Genomic DNA, 16,611 nt, shown 5'->3' with positions numbered 1-16,611 from the left:
AATTGTTCAAACACGCTCAACTCGAATCCGTCAAAGCCTGGGTAGGCGATCCTGCGCACGGCGCCTTGCCGCTGCATGTGCGAATCCAGCGGGCCGTGCGGCAACTGATCCTGGACGGCGCGCTGGACGCAGGAAAAGCCTTGCCCGCATCACGTGCGCTGGCTCAGTCGCTGGGGGTCTCGCGCGACACAGTGGAGGCGGCCTACGGCCAGTTGCACGCCGAAGGCTTTATTGAGCGGCGCGTAGGCAGCGGCAGCTTCGTCTCAGAGCAGGTACAGCGCCTTCCGGGGCGCGGCCTGGTGCGACGACCGCCCGTACGCGTGCCCGCGTTGCGCCTGAGCCGGCGCGGCGCCGCCATGTATGCAAGCGGCGGCGTACGGGATTTCCTGACGCCTCGTGCATTTGCGCCCGGCGTACCCGAAACGCGCAACTTTCCACTCCAGACCTGGGAGCGACTGCACCGCCAAGTACTCAAGGAACATGGCACTCAAGTCCTGCCGCACAGTCCGCCCCAGGGTATGGAGCCGCTGCGCCGGGCCATTGCGGACTACGTCAACCTCGAACGCGGGGCTCGTGCCACGCCCGAGCGGGTACTGGTGCTGACCAGTTCGCAGCAGGCATTGACCTTGTGCGCCCACGTGCTGCTCGACGCTGGCGAGCGCATTGCCATCGAAGATCCGATCTACCACGGCGCGCGCAAGGCGTTCGAGGCGGCGGGCCTGCAATGCGTCCCTGTGCCGCTGGATACCGACGGCATGCAGGTGGAACGGCTGCCGGAAACCAAGGCCAAAGCGGCGTTCCTGACTCCTTCGCATCAGTTCCCGAGCGGTACCACACTGACGCTGGAACGGCGCTTGATCGCCATCGAATGGGCACGGCAACATCAAGCGTGGCTCATCGAGGACGACTACGACAGCGAGTTTCACTACGAGGGCAAGCCCACCGCCTGCGTGCAGGGCCTGGACGCGTACGAACGCACCCTCTACGTCGGCACCTTCACCAAATCCCTGTTTCCGGGACTGCGTATCGGCTACATGGTTTTGCCATCCGCGCTGGTCGGCCCCATGACGGTCGCACGCACCTTGCTCGATGGGCACAGCGCTCCCATCCCGCAACTGACCCTGGCACGCTTCATCGAAGGCGGGCACCTGGGTGCGCATGTGCGCACCATGCGCGCTGTCTATGCCGAGCGGCGCGACGCGCTGGCGCGATTGGTGCGCACGCACCTGGGCGATTGGCTGGAGCCTCATGTACCCGCAGGCGGGATGCAGATGCCTTGCATTCTGATCCGCCCCATCCCCGAACGCGCCGCGCTGGATGCCGCGCGCAGGGCGGGCATCGACCTGCTCGGCCTGACGGCGCTGCACGTTTCGCATCGGCATCAGGCTGGCTTCCTGATGGGGTTCGCGGCTCATACGCCGCATGAGCTGGAGCTCGGGGTGAAGAAACTGGCCGCAGTTCTGCGCTCGCTGCGCAGAGAATGAATGCGCCAGCACCTTACCGCTGGCAACGGCCAGTCCGTGCCACACGTGATACCTTGGCACCGGGAACGCTTCCGCTCCCTCGTAAACACATGCCGCTTTTACTGATCCCGCTCCTCATCGGCGCCCTGCTCTTCGGCGCTTTCCGTTTGTATGCAAACGTGGCCGGGCGCTTCGGAGCATGGGCGGGCGCATGCGCCGTCCTGGCGGCCGCAGCGATCCTCGTGGGCCTGGCGGTGTATGCAGTGCATCGCCATCGCCGCTATCACGGCAAAACGGTCGGCGGGCGGCGCGTGCTGGAACTGTCGGGCGACTGGGGGCGGTTGACCCTGGATGCCGGACAAAAGCATGGCCGGCTGGCCCTGGGCGATCAGGAGGCACGCTTCATCTTCGCCGATATCGCGGGGGTTTCGCGCACCCAGGCCCAGGGAGGCCACGGGCTGGTGCTGCAATTGCGGCATGACGCGCGCGGCGAATGGCGGATCCCCATGGCGGACGGCCGTCAGGCCCGGCGCTGGGCGCGGATCCTGGCCCTGGCGGCGGACCAGCGGCTTTGAAGCGCGGCGGACGGCGAGCGCCCTGAAAGACACGCTCAAAAAACGACAAAAACAGCCGGCCCGATGCTCATGCTCTGATAAAGACAGAATCAATCGGCCACAAGTGTCTATGCTAGGCTGGGGAATATAAGGGTATTCCATAGGCCATTTTGATGCGCAATCAGGAAATCATCAAAAGTGTGCAGTATCTCCGGGGCGTGGCGGCCCTCATGGTGGTCTGCTTTCATTTCAGATATTTTTTGAACGACACCTACGCCCAGAAAGATCTGGGCGACGCGCTGTTTGGCAGCGGCGCATTCGGCGTCGATCTGTTTTTCATCATCAGCGGATTCATCATCTGCTATTCGACCCGCAAGCCCGACAGCCCGCATCCTGTCGCGGCGTATGCCCTGAAACGGTTTTTCAGAATCTATCCCCTGCTGCTCTTCAGCCTGCTGGCATTCGTCCTGCTGTTCGGCGCCGATGGATATTCGGTGCTGAAATCCATCATCCCGCTGCAGGCGGACTATTCAGATAAAGGCCCGTTCTTCGGCTACAACCTGCTCAGCCCGGCGTGGACGCTGACGTACGAGATTTCTTTTTATCTGTTGTTCCTGGTCGGTCTGGCGATTTCACAAAAGCACCGCAGGCTGATTACGGCCGGCCTCATCGTCTCGATCTTTCTGCTGTTGCAATGGGCACTGAATCACGCGATCGAATTATCGGCCTATACGGAGTATGACTACCCGTATGGCGGACTCGTGCGGCCGGCGCTGGCGATTTTGTCTTCGCCCATGATTCTGGAATTCGTCTGCGGGATCGCGCTGTATTCCATTTTCATGGCAGCGCCCGACCTGCCCGAAAAAACCAGCATGTTCCTGAAGCCGCTATTACTCGGCACAGCCGCAATTTCCGCCCTGATTTATTTTTCCGGCGATTTCTACGGCCACGGACTGACGCGATGGGGCGCGCCTTCGGTCGCCCTGATTCTGTCGCTGCTGCTCTACGAACGCCTGAACGGCTTGCCTGACGTGCGCTGGCTTTTTTTCCTGGGGAATATTTCCTATGCCCTGTACCTGACGCACATCATCGTGCTCCAGGCGATCAGGACGTACGGCGTGCGCTTCGGGCTGGAGGGCGCACCCGCCTTTGCCTTCGCCGTGTCCCTGTCCCTCGTGGCGGCCACGCTCGTGCATTACCTGGTCGAGGTCCGGGCCATCGACGCCTGCCGCGCCCTGCTGAAACGGCTCAGCACGACACCGCGCCGCGCGCCCCGTCTCGCCCTGGATTACCAGAAATTCTAGGTCCGCTGCGCGTGTGCAGCAGGCGCCGGCCGGGCCTTGGTATGGACCGGCCGAACAATACAGTCCGCCAGCTCATCGATCTGGTCAAGTTCCCTGGCATGCCGTTGCCCCCATTCGCAGAGCGCCAGCATGACGGGCTCCAGGCTCAGGCCGAGTTCAGTCGCGGAATAATCCACCCGGGGCGGCGCCTGAGGAAAGACTTCGCGGTGCACCAGCCCGTGCGCCTCCATCTCGCGGAGCTGCTGAATCAGCACCTTCTGGCTGGCCGACGGCATGAGCCGGGTCAGTTCGGACAGGCGCTTGGGCGTGCCCAGCAAGTGATAGAGGATCACGGCTTTCCACCGGCCCGACAGCGTCCGGATCGCTCGTTCAATGGGCAGGTCGGGCAGTTTCTTGATGATCTGAGCCATGCTGACCAACAGGTGTGTATGAGAGGAAATCGTCTGTAGAGTAGCAGGAATCCCCCTGCATAGAATGGTCTCCGTCATGAATGATGTCAGGAGATGCAGCGTGAAACTGGTGCAGATGAATGCGTTTGGCGGCCCCGAGGTCCTGGAAACGCTGGAAGTCACCCCGCCCGGAATCCAGGCCGACGACGAGATCCTGGTTCGCGTGCGGGCCTCGGGGATCAATTTCTTCGAACTGCTGATGCGGCGCGACCAGTACGCGGTGACGCCGCCGCTGCCCGCCCGGTTCGGCGTGGAAATCGCGGGGACGGCCGAAGCCGCCGGCCCGCAGGCCGGGATCGCAATGGGCAGCCGGGTGGCCGTGCCGCTGTTTGCGATCGGCCGCGATGGCGGATATGCGGAATATGTCGTGGCCAAGGCCGCCGCCGCAGTACCGGTGCCCGAAGGCGTCCCGTTCGATGCCGCGGTAGCGCTGCAGGTCCAGGGACTGACGGCGCTGCACGCCGTGCGGCGGACGGCGCCGGCGGGCAGATCCGTCCTGGTGACGGCAGCCGGCGGCGGGGTGGGCACCCTGCTGATCCAGTTGCTCAAGCAGGCGGGGGCCGGGCGGGTGGTGGCGCTCGCCGGCTCGGAAGCAAAGCGGCAGATGGCGCTGTCGCTGGGAGCTGACCAGGCCGTGAACCACCGGGACGAGGGCTGGTTGGCGCACTGCCGCGCGGCGGGACCTGCCGCCGGTTTCGATCTGATCTACGACTTTGTCGGCGGCGACTGGACTCGGCAGTTCACCAGGCTGCTGGCGCCGGCCGGGGTGCTGCTGTTCGGCGCGCTCGGCCGCTTCACGCTGGCAACATCGGAGGTCAGCGACCTGCTCGACGAGGCGCAGACGATCCAGGGCTTTGCCCTGCTGCCGCTCCTGAAAACCAGCGATGTCGGCCGCGATCTGGCAGCGCTGTTCCAGCGTGTGGTCAGCAAAGACCTGAAGCCGGTGATCGGCGGCCGCTTTCCCCTGGCGCACGCAGCGCGCGCGCACCAACTGCTGGAATCACGCAGCAGTATGGGGAAAGTGGTGCTGGAGCCCTGAGGCGCCCGGACCCGTCTAGACTGCCGCTGCCAGCCTGGCCGCCAGGCCGACGTAGCTGCGCGGCGTCATCGCCAGCAGACGCGCCTTGGGCTCCGCAGGCAGATCCAGGCCGGTGATGAATTCCCGCAGCGCCTGCTCGGTGATGCCCTTGCCGCGCGTCAGCGCCTTGAGTTGCTCGTAGGGCTGCGGCAGGCCGTAGCGGCGCATCACCGTCTGCACGGGCTCGGCCAGGATTTCCCAGCAGGCGTCGATGTCGGCATCGATGGCGGCGGGGTTCAGTTCCAGCTTGCCCAGACCGCGCAGGCAGGCGTCGTAGGCCACCAGGCTGTAGCCCAGCGCCACGCCCAGGTTGCGCAGCACGGTGGAGTCCGTCAGGTCGCGCTGCCAGCGGGAGACCGGCAGCTTTTCCGACAGGTGGCGCAGCATCGCATTGGCCAGGCCCAGATTGCCTTCGGAGTTTTCGAAGTCGATCGGGTTGACCTTGTGCGGCATGGTGGACGAGCCGACCTCGCCGTCCTTCAGGCGCTGCTTGAAGTACCCCAGGGCGATATAGCCCCAGACGTCGCGATTCAAGTCCAGCAGAATGGTGTTGGCGCGGGCGATCGCGTCGAACAGGGCGGCCATCCAGTCGTGCGGTTCGATCTGGATCGAATAGGGATTCTGGGTCAGCCCCAGGCCGCCCAGGACACCGCCGGAGAACGCAGGCCAGTCGATTCCCGGATAGGCCGACAGGTGGGCGTTGTAGTTGCCGGTGGCGCCGTTCATCTTGGCCAGCGGCTGCACGGCGCGGATCGCGTCCAGGGCGCGGTCCAGGCGGGCGACCACGTTGGCGAATTCCTTGCCCATGGTGCTGGGCGTGGCCGGCTGGCCGTGCGTGCGCGACAGCAGGGGCTGATCGGCGTGCTGGTGCGCCAGTTCACGCAGGCGGGCGACGACGGATTCCAGCGCCGGCAGCACGGCCTGCGACCGCGCGCGGCCCAGCATCAGGGCATGCGAGGTGTTGTTGATGTCTTCAGAGGTGCAGGCAAAGTGGATGAATTCCGCCGCACGGGACAGTTCGGCGTCGTCGGCGACCTGTTCCTTGAGCCAGTATTCGACTGCCTTCACGTCGTGATTGGTGGTGCGTTCGATGGCCTTGATGCGGCCCGCATCAGCCTCGGAAAAGTCCTGGACCAAAGCCTGCAGCCGCGCGCGCGCCGCCGCCGGGAAGGCGGGCAGTTCGGGCAGCCCGGCGTCGGACAGGCCGATCAGCCAGGCGATCTCGACTTCGACCCGGTGCGCCATGAAACCGGCTTCGGACAGAAAGGGCCGCAGGGCGTCAGCCTTGGCTGCGTAGCGCCCATCCAGGGGCGACAGCGCGTTCAGCGCGCTGAGAGAGGGATCAATATGCATGGCGGAATTCTAGCGCATCCGCCCGTGCCCGCCTGCGGGCGGGGCGGATAAACCACACCCCGCCCGCAGGGTTTCGTCAAAAAGAGTCAAAACACCCCCGACGGCCCGGAATCCGGGACCGTCCTGCTATACTTTTCGAGCCTTGGACTCTCCTGATTCCCCATGAAATTGATCGGTTCCCTGACCAGCCCCTACGTCCGCAAGGTCCGTATCGTGCTGGCCGAGAAAAAGCTCGACTACGAGCTGATCCTCGATGACCCCTGGGGGCCCGCGACCCACGTCACGGCGCACAATCCCCTGGGCAAGGTGCCCTGTCTGATCATGGACGAGAACGGCGCACTGTTCGATTCGCGCGTCATCGTGGAATACCTGGACACGCTCTCGCCGGTCGGCCGCCTGATCCCGCCGCCGGGGCGCGAGCGCGTGGAAGTCAAGCGCTGGGAAGCCATCGCCGACGGCATCATGGACGCTGCTGCGACCGCCTTCATGGAAACCCACCGCCGGCCCGAAGGCCAGCGCAGCGCCGACTGGGTCGAGCGCCAGCAGCAAAAAATCCGCGCCGGCCTGGGCTATATGGAACCCTTGCTGGGCGAACAGCCCTACTGCATGGGCGTCAACCTGTGCCTGGCCGATATCGCCGTGGGCGCGGCCCTGGGCTATCTGGACCTGCGCTGCCCGGAACTGGACTGGCGCGCCGACCACCCCCACCTGGCCCGCCTGGCCGAAAAACTCGACGCCCGGCCCTCCTTCGCCACGACCAAGCCGCCGGCGGCGTAACCAGCGACGACATGCAAAAATCCCCGCGACGGCCTGGCGCCGCGCGGGGATTTTTGCCGCCGGGCCGCCCCAAGGCAAAAAGCGCCCCCTCGGGGGGCAGCAAGCCGAAGGCGCAGCGTGGGGGCCTTTTTTGCTTCATACACAGCCAACGCCGGACCTTAGATAATGATCCCGCCCCCCAGGCAGACTTCGCCGTCGTACAGCACGGCCGACTGGCCCGGGGTGACGGCCCATTGGGCCTCGGTGAATTGCAGCGCAAAATCCGCGCCCTCCCCCGCTTCCAGGACGCAGGCGGCATCGGCCTGCCGGTAGCGGGTCTTGGCGGCGTAAGCGCCGAGGGCCGGCGGCTCGCCCGCCACCCAACTGGCGTCCTGGGCGTGCAAACGTTCGCTCAAGAGCCACGGATGATCGTGGCCCTGGACGACGTACAGGGTGTTGTTCGCCAGATCCTTGCGGGCCGCGTACCAGGCGTCGGCCGTGCCGTCGTCCCGCTGCGCGCCGCGCACACCGCCGATGCCCAGGCCCTTGCGCTGACCCAGGGTATGAAAGGCCAGCCCCTGATGGCGGCCGATTTCCCGGCCTTCGGGCGTCAGCATCGGCCCCGGCTTGGTCGGCAGATAGCGGTTCAGGAACTCCCGGAACGGCCGCTCGCCAATGAAGCAGATGCCGGTCGAGTCCTTTTTGGCCGCATTGGGCAGGCCGATCTCGCGCGCGATGCGGCGCACCTCGGTCTTGGGCAACTCCCCCAGCGGAAACAGAGTGCGCGACAACTGATCCTGGTTCAGGCGATGCAGGAAATAGCTCTGGTCCTTGGAGCCGTCCAGCGCCTTCAGCAACTGGCTGCGCCGCCCGGCGGGCGTGTCGACACGGCGCACCCGGGCGTAGTGGCCGGTGGCGATATAGTCGGCGCCCAGCCCCATGGCATGATCCAGGAAGGCCTTGAACTTGATTTCCGCGTTGCACAGCACGTCCGGATTGGGGGTGCGGCCGGCGGAATATTCGCGCAGAAACTCCGCGAACACGCGGTCTTTGTATTCGGCGGCGAAATTGACCGCCTCGATGTCCACGCCGACCACGTCGGCGACGCTGGCGGCGTCCAGCCAATCCTGGCGCGACGAGCAGTATTCGCTGTCGTCGTCGTCCTCCCAGTTCTTCATGAACAGGCCGACCACCTCGTAGCCCTGCTGCTTGAGCAGCCAGGCCGACACCGAGGAATCAACCCCGCCCGACATGCCGATGACGACTCGGGCACCCCGTGCGGGTTGATCGGAATCACTCATGCAAAGCCTCGTCTACAGTTTCGATCCAGTGGCGCACCGGCGTGCCGGTGCCGCCCTGGAGATGACAGATACAGCCGATGTTCGAGGACACGATGGTCTCGGGCAGGGTCGCCTCGATCGCCTGCAGCTTGCGCTCGCGCAGGGACTTCGACAGTGCCGGCTGGGTGATCGAATACGTGCCCGCCGAACCGCAGCACAGGTGCGACTCGCCAAAGGACTGCAGATCGAAGCCCAGGTCCGTCAGCAGCCGCTCGGTGACGGTGCGCAGGCCCTGCCAGTGTTGCAGTGTGCAGGGCGGGTGAAAGGCGCTGCGGCCGGGCGTGCGATGCATCTTCGACCGGAGTTCGGCCGCCAGGGGCGCCAGCAATTCCGCCGCGTCCTTGACGTAAGGCATCAGGCGCGCGGCGCGGTCGGCATAGGCCGGATCATGCTTCAGATGATGGGCGTAGTCCTTGATCATGCCGCCGCAGCCCGAGGCATTGACGACCACGGCCTCGACCTCGCCGGACTCCAGCAACGGCAGCCAGGCGTCGATATTGGCGCGCATCTGGTCGCGGCCGGCCTCCTGGGCGTCCAGATGGAAATTGATGGCGCCGCAGCAACCCGATCCGGCGGCGATGCGCGTGCCCACCCCGACCGCATCCAGCACGCGCAGCGTGGCGGCGTCGATGGACGGCATCATGGCGGGCTGGACGCAGTTGGCCAGCATCAGCACCTGGCGCGCATGGCGGCCCGGATCGGCCGGCAGCGGCCCGGCCGGGCGGGCATCGGCGATCTTGGCACGCAGCACGGCCGGCAGGAAGGGCCGCGCCCAGCGTCCCATGCGGTACAAAGCGCCGAACCAGGGCGAGCCCATCAGGCGGCGCAAGCCCCCGCGCAATAGACGTTCGTGCAGCGGGCGGCGCACGCGTTCACTGACGATCTGGCGGCCGATGTCCACCAGGGCGCCGTACTGGACGCCCGAGGGACAGGTCGTTTCGCAATTGCGGCAGGTCAGGCAGCGGTCCAGGTGCTGCTGGGTGACGAAGGTCGGCTCGGCGCCCTCCAGCACCTGCTTGATCTGGTAGATGCGGCCGCGCGGGCTGTCGAGTTCGTCGCCCAGGATCTGGTAGGTCGGACAGGTCGCCAGGCAAAAACCGCAATGCACGCAACGGCGCAGGATTTCATCCGCATCCCGGCCGAGATCGGTATCGCGCGCCCAGTCTGCGAGTTGTGTCTGCATGGTGGTCCTCAGAGTTCCGGGTACAGCCGGTGGGCATTGAATATCCCGGCCGGATCGAATTCGCGCTTCAGCCGCCGGTGGATCTGCATGACCCCGTCAGCCAGGGGATGGAAGGCAGGCACGTCGTCGGGCGCGCCCTCGCGCCGGTACAGACAGGCGGACCCTCCCAGCGTCTGCACCCGGTCGCGCAGCGCCGCCGCGTCATGGGCGCCGGCCAGCCAGCGCAGGCTGCCGCCCCATTCGTGCAGCACGGGCGTCAGGCCCAACGCGGGGGCGTCGGCGGGCAGGACGATGCGCCACAAGGGCCGATGGCGAAAAAATGCATGCGTCTGGTCGCGCAGGCCCAGCCAGAAGGCATCAGCGGCTTCGTCGCACAGCGACTCCCCGCCGATCTCCTCCAGCCCCTGCCGCACGGCGGAGGCATTGCCCGACAGGCGCACCGACAGTTTCCCGCCTACGCCCGAGGCATCGGCCACCCAGGCCGTGGCCGAAATCGGCAGCGGCCGAGAGCGCCAGCGCAGGCACTGATTCAGGGCCGAGATTTCGTCCAGCGCCAGCACGCGTGTGGCCTCGCTGTGCGGCCGGGGCACGACCTTGAGGGAAACTTCCACCAGCGCCCCCAGGACGCCCAGCGACCCCGCCAGCAGGCGCGAGACATCGTAGCCGGCGACGTTCTTCATGACCTCGCCGCCGAAACGCAGCACATTGCCGTCGGCGCTCAGCAGGCGCGTGCCCAGCACGAAATCGGCCAGCGACCCGGCCGCCATGCGGCGGGGTCCGGACAGCCCCGAGGCCACGCAGCCCCCCAGGGTGCCGGCGGCGCCAAAACGCGGCGGTTCGAAGGCCAGCATCTGGTCACGCGACGCCAGCAGCATCTCGATATCCGCCAGCGGCGTGCCGGCCCGGGCCGTCAGCACCAGTTCGGACGGCTCGTAGCTGACCACGCCCTGATAGGCCGACACATCCAGCCAGGACACGGCTTCGCCCGCCGGGAGCGGGCCGCCGTAAAACAAGCGCGTGCCGCCGCCCCGGATCAGGAGCGGGCGTTGCGCGGCGCGCGCAGTCACGACCTGCTCGCAAAGTTCGGATAAGACGAATTCCATGGGCTAGGGCCTGTTCACACTGATCACACGTATTCTAGAACCGGGGGATGTCGGGAAAACGGATGTCGCCCTGGTGGACGTGCATCTTGCCGTATTCCGCACAGCGCACCAGCGTCGGGATCAGCTTGAGCGGATTGAGCAGCCCATAGGGGTCGAAGGCGCGCTTGAGCGCTGAAAAGGCATCCAGCTCGTCGCGGCTGAACTGCGTGCACATCTGGTTGATCTTTTCCAGGCCCACGCCGTGTTCGCCGGTGATGGTGCCGCCTACTTGCACGCACAGTTCCAGAATGGCGGCGCCGAAGGCCTCGGCGCGCTCGACCTCGTCGGGCTGGTTGGCGTCGAACAGAATCAGCGGGTGCAGATTGCCGTCCCCGGCATGGAATACGTTCGCACAGCGCAAGCCGAATTCCTGCTCCATGGCCGCGATGGCCGCCAGGACCTTGCCCAGGTGGCGGCGCGGAATCGTGCCGTCCATGCAGTAATAGTCGGGCGAAATGCGGCCGGCGGCGGGAAAGGCGTTCTTGCGCCCGGCCCAGAATTTCAGGCGTTCCGCTTCGGATGCGGAGGTCTGCAGCCGAGTGGCGCCGGCCTCGCGCAGCAGGGCCTCGATGCGGGCGATTTCCTCAGCCACTTCGTCGGGCGTGCCGTCCGATTCGCACAGCAGGATGGCCTCGGCCTGCAAATCGTAGCCGGCCTGCACGAAAGGCTCGACCATGTGCACCGAACGCTTGTCCATCAGTTCCAGCCCGGCGGGGATGATGCCGCCCGCGATGATGCGCGTGACGCCCTCGCCTGCCTGCTCGACGCTGGGAAAGCTGGCCATGACCACCTGCGCCAGTTGCGGTCGCGGGATCAGCCGCACGGTGACCTCGGTGACCAGGCCCAGCATGCCCTCGGAACCAATGAAGGCCTGCAACAGATTCAGGCCCGGGGCGTCCGGCGCCTCGCCGCCCAGTTCGATGACCTCGCCCTCGACCGTGACCATGCGCACGCGCAGCACGTTGTGCACCGTCAGGCCGTATTTCAGGCAGTGCACGCCGCCCGAGTTCTCCGCCACATTGCCGCCGATGGAACACGCGATCTGGCTGGACGGATCCGGCGCGTAGTACAGGCCATGGGGCGCGGCGGCCTCGGAAATGGCCAGGTTGCGCACGCCCGGGCCGACCACGGCCACACAGGTCTCGGGGTCCAGACGCAGAATGCGGTTGAGCTTGGCCAGGCCCACGACCACGCCCTGGGGATGCGGCGTGGCGCCGCCCGACAGCCCGGTGCCCGCGCCGCGCGGCACCACCGGCACATTGTGCTCGTGGCAGGCCTTGAGGATGGCGATGACCTGGGCTTCGTTTTCGGGCAGCACCACGACAGGCGGCTGTTCGCGGTACAGCGCCAGCCCGTCACATTCGTAGACGCGGGTCTGGTCTGGTCGGGTCAGGATGCAATGCGCCGGCACGTCGCGCGCGATGCGGGCGAGGAAACCGGGGAAATCAGGCACGCTGACGTGCCGTTCATCCGCCGTGCTTGCGATGTCCATGAGGCTCCTTCATGCGCCTGTCAGGCCGCCGGCGGCAGAATCTTGCCGGGGTTCAGCACATTGCGCGGGTCCAGTGCGGCCTTGAGCGCCGCCATCACGTCCAGGGCGTCCTGGCCGTGCTCGTCCCGCATGAAGGCCTGCTTGTGCAGGCCGACCCCGTGCTCACCGGTACAGGTCCCCTGCATGGCGATGGCGCGCGCCACCAGGCGCTGGTTCAACTGCTCGGATTCGGTCCACTCGTCCGGGTTTTCCGGATCGAGCAGCATCAGGACGTGGAAATTGCCGTCGCCCACGTGACCTACGATGGTATAGGGAAAGCTGGCCTGGTCCAGTTCGCGCGCGGTGTCCCCCACGCATTCGGCCAGACGGGAAATCGGCACGCACACGTCAGTGGTGCTGGCGCGGCAGCCGGGGCGCAACTGCAGGCCGGCGAAGTAGGCGTTGTGCCGCGCCGTCCACAGGCGGCTGCGGTCTTCCGGGCGGTCGGCCCATTCAAAATCCTGGCCGCCGTGCTCGCGCGCGATGGCCTGCACCGATTCGGCCTGCTCGCGCACCGAGGCCGGGCTGCCGTGGAATTCGAACAGCAGCAGGGGCGATTCGCGCAGCGTCAGATGGCTGTAGCGGTTGGTGGCCCGCACGGCATGGGCATCCATGAATTCGATCCGCGCCACCGGCACGCCCATCTGGATGACCTCGATCACGCTGCGGACGGCGGTATCCAGGTCGGGAAAATTGCAGATTGCGGCGGACACGGCCTCGGGCTGGGGGTACAGGCGCACGGTGACTTCGACGATGATGCCCAGAGTGCCTTCGCTGCCCACGAACAGGCGGGTCAGGTCGTAGCCTGCCGAGGACTTGCGCGCCCGGCTGGCGGTCTCGATCACCCGTCCGTCGGCCGTGACGACCTTCAGCGACATGACGTTCTCGCGCATGGTGCCGTAGCGCACGGCATTGGTGCCGGAGGCGCGGGTGGCCGCCATGCCGCCCAGGCTGGCGTCGGCGCCCGGATCGATCGGAAAGAACAGGCCCGTTTCCCGCAGGGATTCGTTGAGCTGCTTGCGCGTCACGCCGGCCTGGACCGTGGCCGTGAAGTCCTCGGCGTGCACGGCGACGATCTGGTTCATCCCCGACAGGTCCAGGCAGACCCCGCCCTGGACCGCCAGCAGGTGGCCCTCCAGGGACGAGCCCACACCGTAGGGAATCAGGGCGACGCCGTGATCATGGCAATGGCGCGCCACCCAGGCGACCTCGTCCACGTGCCGGGCGAAGACCACCACGTCGGGCGGCATGGCCGGATACGGGGACTCGTCGCGGCCATGATGCTCGCGCACCGCCTGCGCCGTGGAGCAGCGTTCGCCGAAATGCGCTTGCAGGGCCGCCACGAAGCCCTCCGGCAAAACTCGGGCCTGTTGGACGATATGCAAGGTATCCATATCCGATTCTAGTCTCTCGAAAACGTGTAAGCCTGCGGCACGGCCGGCGACGCGGTCACGTCAGGCGGCGCTGCCGATCGACTCGGAGGAAGTGCGGATCGTCTGACGACGGGCTCGCACGGCCGCAGCCAAACGGTCGAGCACGGCCACCGTCGTGTCCCAGTCCACGCAACCGTCCGTAATGCTTTGACCATACACCAGCGGCTTGCCCGGCACCAGATCCTGGCGCCCGCCCACCAGATGGCTTTCAACCATCACGCCGAACAGGCGCGTGTCGCCGGCTTCGAGCTGGGTGCAGACGTCCTCGATCACCAGAGGCTGGCGGGTGTAGTCCTTGCTGCTGTTGGCGTGGCTGGCGTCCACCATGACGCGCGGGCGCATGCCGGATTTCTCCAGGGCCTCGGCCGCCGCCTGGACGTGTTCAGCCTGGTAATTGGGCGCCTTGCCGCCGCGCAGGATCACGTGGCCGTCCTCGTTGCCCCGCGTGGACACGATGGCGGAATGCCCGCCCTTGGTGACCGACAGGAAGTAGTGCGGCTGCGACGAGGCCTTGATCGCGTCCAGGGCGATGCGCGTGTTGCCGTCGGTGCCGTTCTTGAAGCCCACCGGGCAGGACAGCCCCGAGGCCAGCTCGCGGTGTACCTGGCTTTCAGTGGTGCGCGCCCCGATCGCGCCCCAGGACACCAGATCAGCGATGTACTGCGGCGTGATCATGTCCAGGAATTCGGTGCCGGCCGGCAGCCCCAGGGCGTTGATGTCGATCAGCAGTTCGCGCGCGGTGCGCAGGCCCTGGTTGATGTTGAAGCTGCCGTCCAGGCCCGGATCGTTGATCAGGCCCTTCCAGCCCACCGTGGTGCGGGGCTTCTCGAAATACACCCGCATCACGACCACCAGATCATCGGCCAGGCGCTCGCGCTGCGGCGCCAGACGGCGGGCGTAATCCATGGCCGCTTCGGTGTCGTGGATGGAACACGGGCCGACGACGACGACCAGGCGGTCATCGGCGCCGTACAGCACATTGTGGATGGCATGCCGCGCCTCGTGGACCGTGCGGGAAATATCCGCAGTGCAAGGGAATTCACGCATCACGTGAGCGGGCGGGGCCAGCTCGCGGATTTCTCGGATGCGGGTATCGTCGGTATTGTGTGACACGGTCATGCTCCATTCATGGGCCGGATGCGGGGGCGGCAACAAAAAAGCCGCCTGGCGGGGCCGGCGGCTTTTTCGGGAATGTGTGGTCTACCTTTTTGTACAGCGATTCCCTTCCTCCACCAGCGGTTTTGGAAACGTAAAAAAGTAGAAAAAATAAGGAATCGAGTGCATTAGTCAATCCTAGCACAACGCCCGTCTCTCACGCAAGAAAATTGCTCCGGTGATGCTGGAGGAATTTTCCGCTCATAGTCATGAACAATCCATTACGCATGAATTGATTAGCGTGTTAATTGATTCGTATAAGAATCATTCTATAATCGATCATTCGACTATAGATCATTTCATGCATATAAATTAAGGAGACCGCCCATGAAATCCGTACTCAAACCCTGCTTGCTGGCCGTGGCCGCCACGTGCGCCCTGGGCCTGAGCGCCGCTCACGCAGCGGACCTGGCCGCCATCCAGCAATCGGGCACGCTGCGCGTGGCCGTCGCCAACGAGATTCCCTACGGCTACATGGACCTGAACGGCGAAGCCAAGGGCGCCGGTCCCGACGTCATCAAGCATATCGCCCAGGCCCTCGGCATCAAGAAAATCGCCTGGACCACCACCAACTTCGGCTCCCTCATCCCCGGCCTGCAGGCCGACCGCTACGACGTGGTCGCCGCCGAAATGGCCATCCTGCCCCAGCGCTGCAAGCAGGTGATCTACTCCGAACCCAACAGTTCTTACGGCGAAGGGCTGCTCGTCGCCAAGGGCAACCCTAAAAACATCCACGATTTCGAAAGCTTCGCCACCTCCGGCAACAAGGTCGCCATCATGGCCGGCGCCGACCAGCTCGAAATGATGCAGGCCCTCAAAGTCCCCGCCGCCCAGATCGTCACCCTCTCCAACAACGCCGATGCAATCTCCACCGTCTCCACCGGCCGCGCCGACGCCTACGCCGCCACCAGCCTGACCGTCGGCGAGCTGGCCGCCAAGGGCAAGGGCAAGGTCGAGGCCGCGCACGACTTCAAGGATCCTGTCGTCGACGGTCAACCCGTGCGCAGTTGGGGCGGCTTCGCCTTCGCCCAGGACTCCAAGAACCTGCGCGACGCCGTGAACCAGGAACTGGCCAAGTTCAAGAAGACCGACGACTGGAAGAAAATCCTGCACGGCTACGGCTTCTCCGAGGAAGACACCACCCAGTCCTTCTCCCGCTCCACCGAACAGCTCTGCGCCGGCTAAGCCGCTAGCCTCATGGACTGGCTGTCCTATCTGGACCCCCTGATGGTGGGCGCCGGGGTCACCGCAAGGCTGGCCCTGTATTCCACCATCCTGGGCGCGCTGTTCTCGTTCCTGTTCGGCATCGGCCGCCTCTCCAGCCTGCGCCCGTGCCGCTGGGCCTCGATCGCGATGATCGAGATCTTTCGCGGCACCTCACTGCTGGTGCAACTGTTCTGGCTGTTCTTCGCCCTGCCCGTGCTCGGCCAGGCCCTCGGCATCGACCTGCGCCTGCCCCCCGTGGTGGCCGGCACCCTGGCGCTCAGCCTGAACATCGGCGCCTACGGCGCCGAAGTCGTGCGCGGCGCCATCCAGGCCGTCCCCGGCAATCAGTACGAGGCCGCCCAGGCCCTGGACTTCACGCCACGCCAGACCCTCTGGCGCATCGCCATCCCGCAGGCCGTCCCGGAAATGATGCCCAGCTTCTGCAACCTGGCCGTCCAGAACCTCAAGGACACCGCCCTGGTGTCTCTGATCGGCCTGGGCGACCTGGCCTTCCAGGCCGAGCGCGTGCGCAATTTCACCCAGGACAGCGTCGGGGTCTACACCCTGCTGCTGCTCATGTATTTCGGCATGGCCCTGGTGCTGGCCGCCGCCATGCGCCTGCTCGAGTCCCGCCTCGGGCGCTGGCGCGCGCGAAGGAGCTGAC

15 protein-coding genes are annotated in these 16,611 nt (G+C 66.0%); 7 read left to right on the top strand and 8 right to left on the bottom strand.

The genetic code is table 11. The features are described 5' to 3' along the window. Positions 1 to 2 precede the first annotated feature (2 nt). The 3 genes from pdxR to ACFO0J_RS14205 all read left to right on the top strand — a co-directional run bounded on the left by pdxR (position 3) and on the right by ACFO0J_RS14205 (position 3,321). Positions 3 to 1,484 carry a MocR-like pyridoxine biosynthesis transcription factor PdxR gene (gene pdxR / locus ACFO0J_RS14215; RefSeq protein ID WP_376813751.1) on the top strand — a complete coding sequence of 494 codons (1,482 nt, stop codon included), beginning with the start codon at positions 3 to 5 and terminating at the stop codon, positions 1,482 to 1,484. An 89-nt stretch (positions 1,485 to 1,573) separates the two neighbouring features. Further along, positions 1,574 to 2,038, top strand: coding sequence for a hypothetical protein (locus tag ACFO0J_RS14210; protein WP_376813750.1), 465 nt, complete (start codon positions 1,574 to 1,576; stop codon positions 2,036 to 2,038). A gap of 152 nt (positions 2,039 to 2,190) precedes the next feature. Next, positions 2,191 to 3,321 carry an acyltransferase family protein gene (locus ACFO0J_RS14205; protein WP_376813749.1) on the top strand — a complete coding sequence of 377 codons (1,131 nt, stop codon included), beginning with the start codon at positions 2,191 to 2,193 and terminating at the stop codon, positions 3,319 to 3,321. Here ACFO0J_RS14205 and ACFO0J_RS14200 read toward each other — a convergent pair. Beyond that, positions 3,318 to 3,731 (bottom strand): winged helix-turn-helix transcriptional regulator, encoded by a 414-nt coding sequence (locus ACFO0J_RS14200; RefSeq protein ID WP_376813748.1) that lies wholly within the window; start codon positions 3,729 to 3,731, stop codon positions 3,318 to 3,320. The genes ACFO0J_RS14205 and ACFO0J_RS14200 overlap by 4 nt on opposite strands. A 100-nt stretch (positions 3,732 to 3,831) precedes the next feature. On the opposite strand from ACFO0J_RS14200, the gene ACFO0J_RS14195 reads away from it, so the two are divergent. Next, complete coding sequence (locus ACFO0J_RS14195; protein ID WP_376813747.1) at positions 3,832 to 4,809, top strand: quinone oxidoreductase family protein; 978 nt, start codon at positions 3,832 to 3,834, stop codon at positions 4,807 to 4,809. Positions 4,810 to 4,824: 15 nt separating this feature from the next. Here ACFO0J_RS14195 and purB read toward each other — a convergent pair whose 3' ends face one another. Continuing rightward, positions 4,825 to 6,201 (bottom strand): adenylosuccinate lyase, encoded by a 1,377-nt coding sequence (purB, locus tag ACFO0J_RS14190; protein WP_376813746.1) that lies wholly within the window; start codon positions 6,199 to 6,201, stop codon positions 4,825 to 4,827. A gap of 162 nt (positions 6,202 to 6,363) precedes the next feature. Here purB and ACFO0J_RS14185 point away from each other — a divergent pair, with 162 nt between their 5' ends. Continuing rightward, on the top strand, positions 6,364 to 6,978 hold the full coding sequence (locus tag ACFO0J_RS14185) for a glutathione S-transferase (protein ID WP_376813745.1): 615 nt from the start codon (positions 6,364 to 6,366) through the stop codon (positions 6,976 to 6,978). 158 nt (positions 6,979 to 7,136) lie between these two features. Here the strand turns inward: ACFO0J_RS14185 and mnmA are convergent, their stop codons facing one another. From mnmA to aroG, 6 genes are read right to left on the bottom strand one after another with little or no spacing between them, the layout of a single operon-like run. Continuing rightward, positions 7,137 to 8,258: a tRNA 2-thiouridine(34) synthase MnmA gene (gene mnmA / locus ACFO0J_RS14180; RefSeq protein ID WP_376813744.1), complete on the bottom strand. Its 1,122-nt coding sequence runs from the start codon at positions 8,256 to 8,258 to the stop codon at positions 7,137 to 7,139. Then, positions 8,251 to 9,480 carry a glycolate oxidase subunit GlcF gene (glcF, locus tag ACFO0J_RS14175; protein WP_376813743.1) on the bottom strand — a complete coding sequence of 410 codons (1,230 nt, stop codon included), beginning with the start codon at positions 9,478 to 9,480 and terminating at the stop codon, positions 8,251 to 8,253. The genes mnmA and glcF overlap by 8 nt, the downstream gene beginning before the upstream one ends. Before the next feature lie 8 nt (positions 9,481 to 9,488). After that, the gene (gene glcE, locus ACFO0J_RS14170; RefSeq protein ID WP_376813742.1) at positions 9,489 to 10,583 is read right to left on the bottom strand and encodes a glycolate oxidase subunit GlcE; all 1,095 of its coding nucleotides are present in this window, start codon (positions 10,581 to 10,583) and stop codon (positions 9,489 to 9,491) included. A 34-nt stretch (positions 10,584 to 10,617) separates the two neighbouring features. Then, positions 10,618 to 12,114, bottom strand: coding sequence for an FAD-linked oxidase C-terminal domain-containing protein (locus tag ACFO0J_RS14165; RefSeq protein ID WP_376813741.1), 1,497 nt, complete (start codon positions 12,112 to 12,114; stop codon positions 10,618 to 10,620). Between the two features lie 20 nt (positions 12,115 to 12,134). Continuing rightward, positions 12,135 to 13,547 carry an FAD-binding oxidoreductase gene (locus ACFO0J_RS14160; RefSeq protein ID WP_376813740.1) on the bottom strand — a complete coding sequence of 471 codons (1,413 nt, stop codon included), beginning with the start codon at positions 13,545 to 13,547 and terminating at the stop codon, positions 12,135 to 12,137. A gap of 60 nt (positions 13,548 to 13,607) precedes the next feature. Then, complete coding sequence (gene aroG, locus ACFO0J_RS14155; protein ID WP_376814160.1) at positions 13,608 to 14,699, bottom strand: 3-deoxy-7-phosphoheptulonate synthase AroG; 1,092 nt, start codon at positions 14,697 to 14,699, stop codon at positions 13,608 to 13,610. A gap of 369 nt (positions 14,700 to 15,068) precedes the next feature. On the opposite strand from aroG, the gene ehuB reads away from it, so the two are divergent. After that, positions 15,069 to 15,926 (top strand): ectoine/hydroxyectoine ABC transporter substrate-binding protein EhuB, encoded by an 858-nt coding sequence (ehuB, locus tag ACFO0J_RS14150; protein ID WP_376813739.1) that lies wholly within the window; start codon positions 15,069 to 15,071, stop codon positions 15,924 to 15,926. 12 nt (positions 15,927 to 15,938) lie between these two features. Continuing rightward, entirely contained in the window at positions 15,939 to 16,610 is a 672-nt protein-coding gene (ehuC, locus tag ACFO0J_RS14145; RefSeq protein WP_376813738.1) for an ectoine/hydroxyectoine ABC transporter permease subunit EhuC, read from the top strand. Position 16,611: the final 1 nt, after the last annotated feature.

The sequence above is a fragment of the Castellaniella hirudinis genome (assembly GCF_042651965.1).
Taxonomy (GTDB): domain Bacteria; phylum Pseudomonadota; class Gammaproteobacteria; order Burkholderiales; family Burkholderiaceae_B; genus Castellaniella; species Castellaniella hirudinis.
This window is presented reverse-complemented; position numbering and strand designations above follow the sequence as displayed.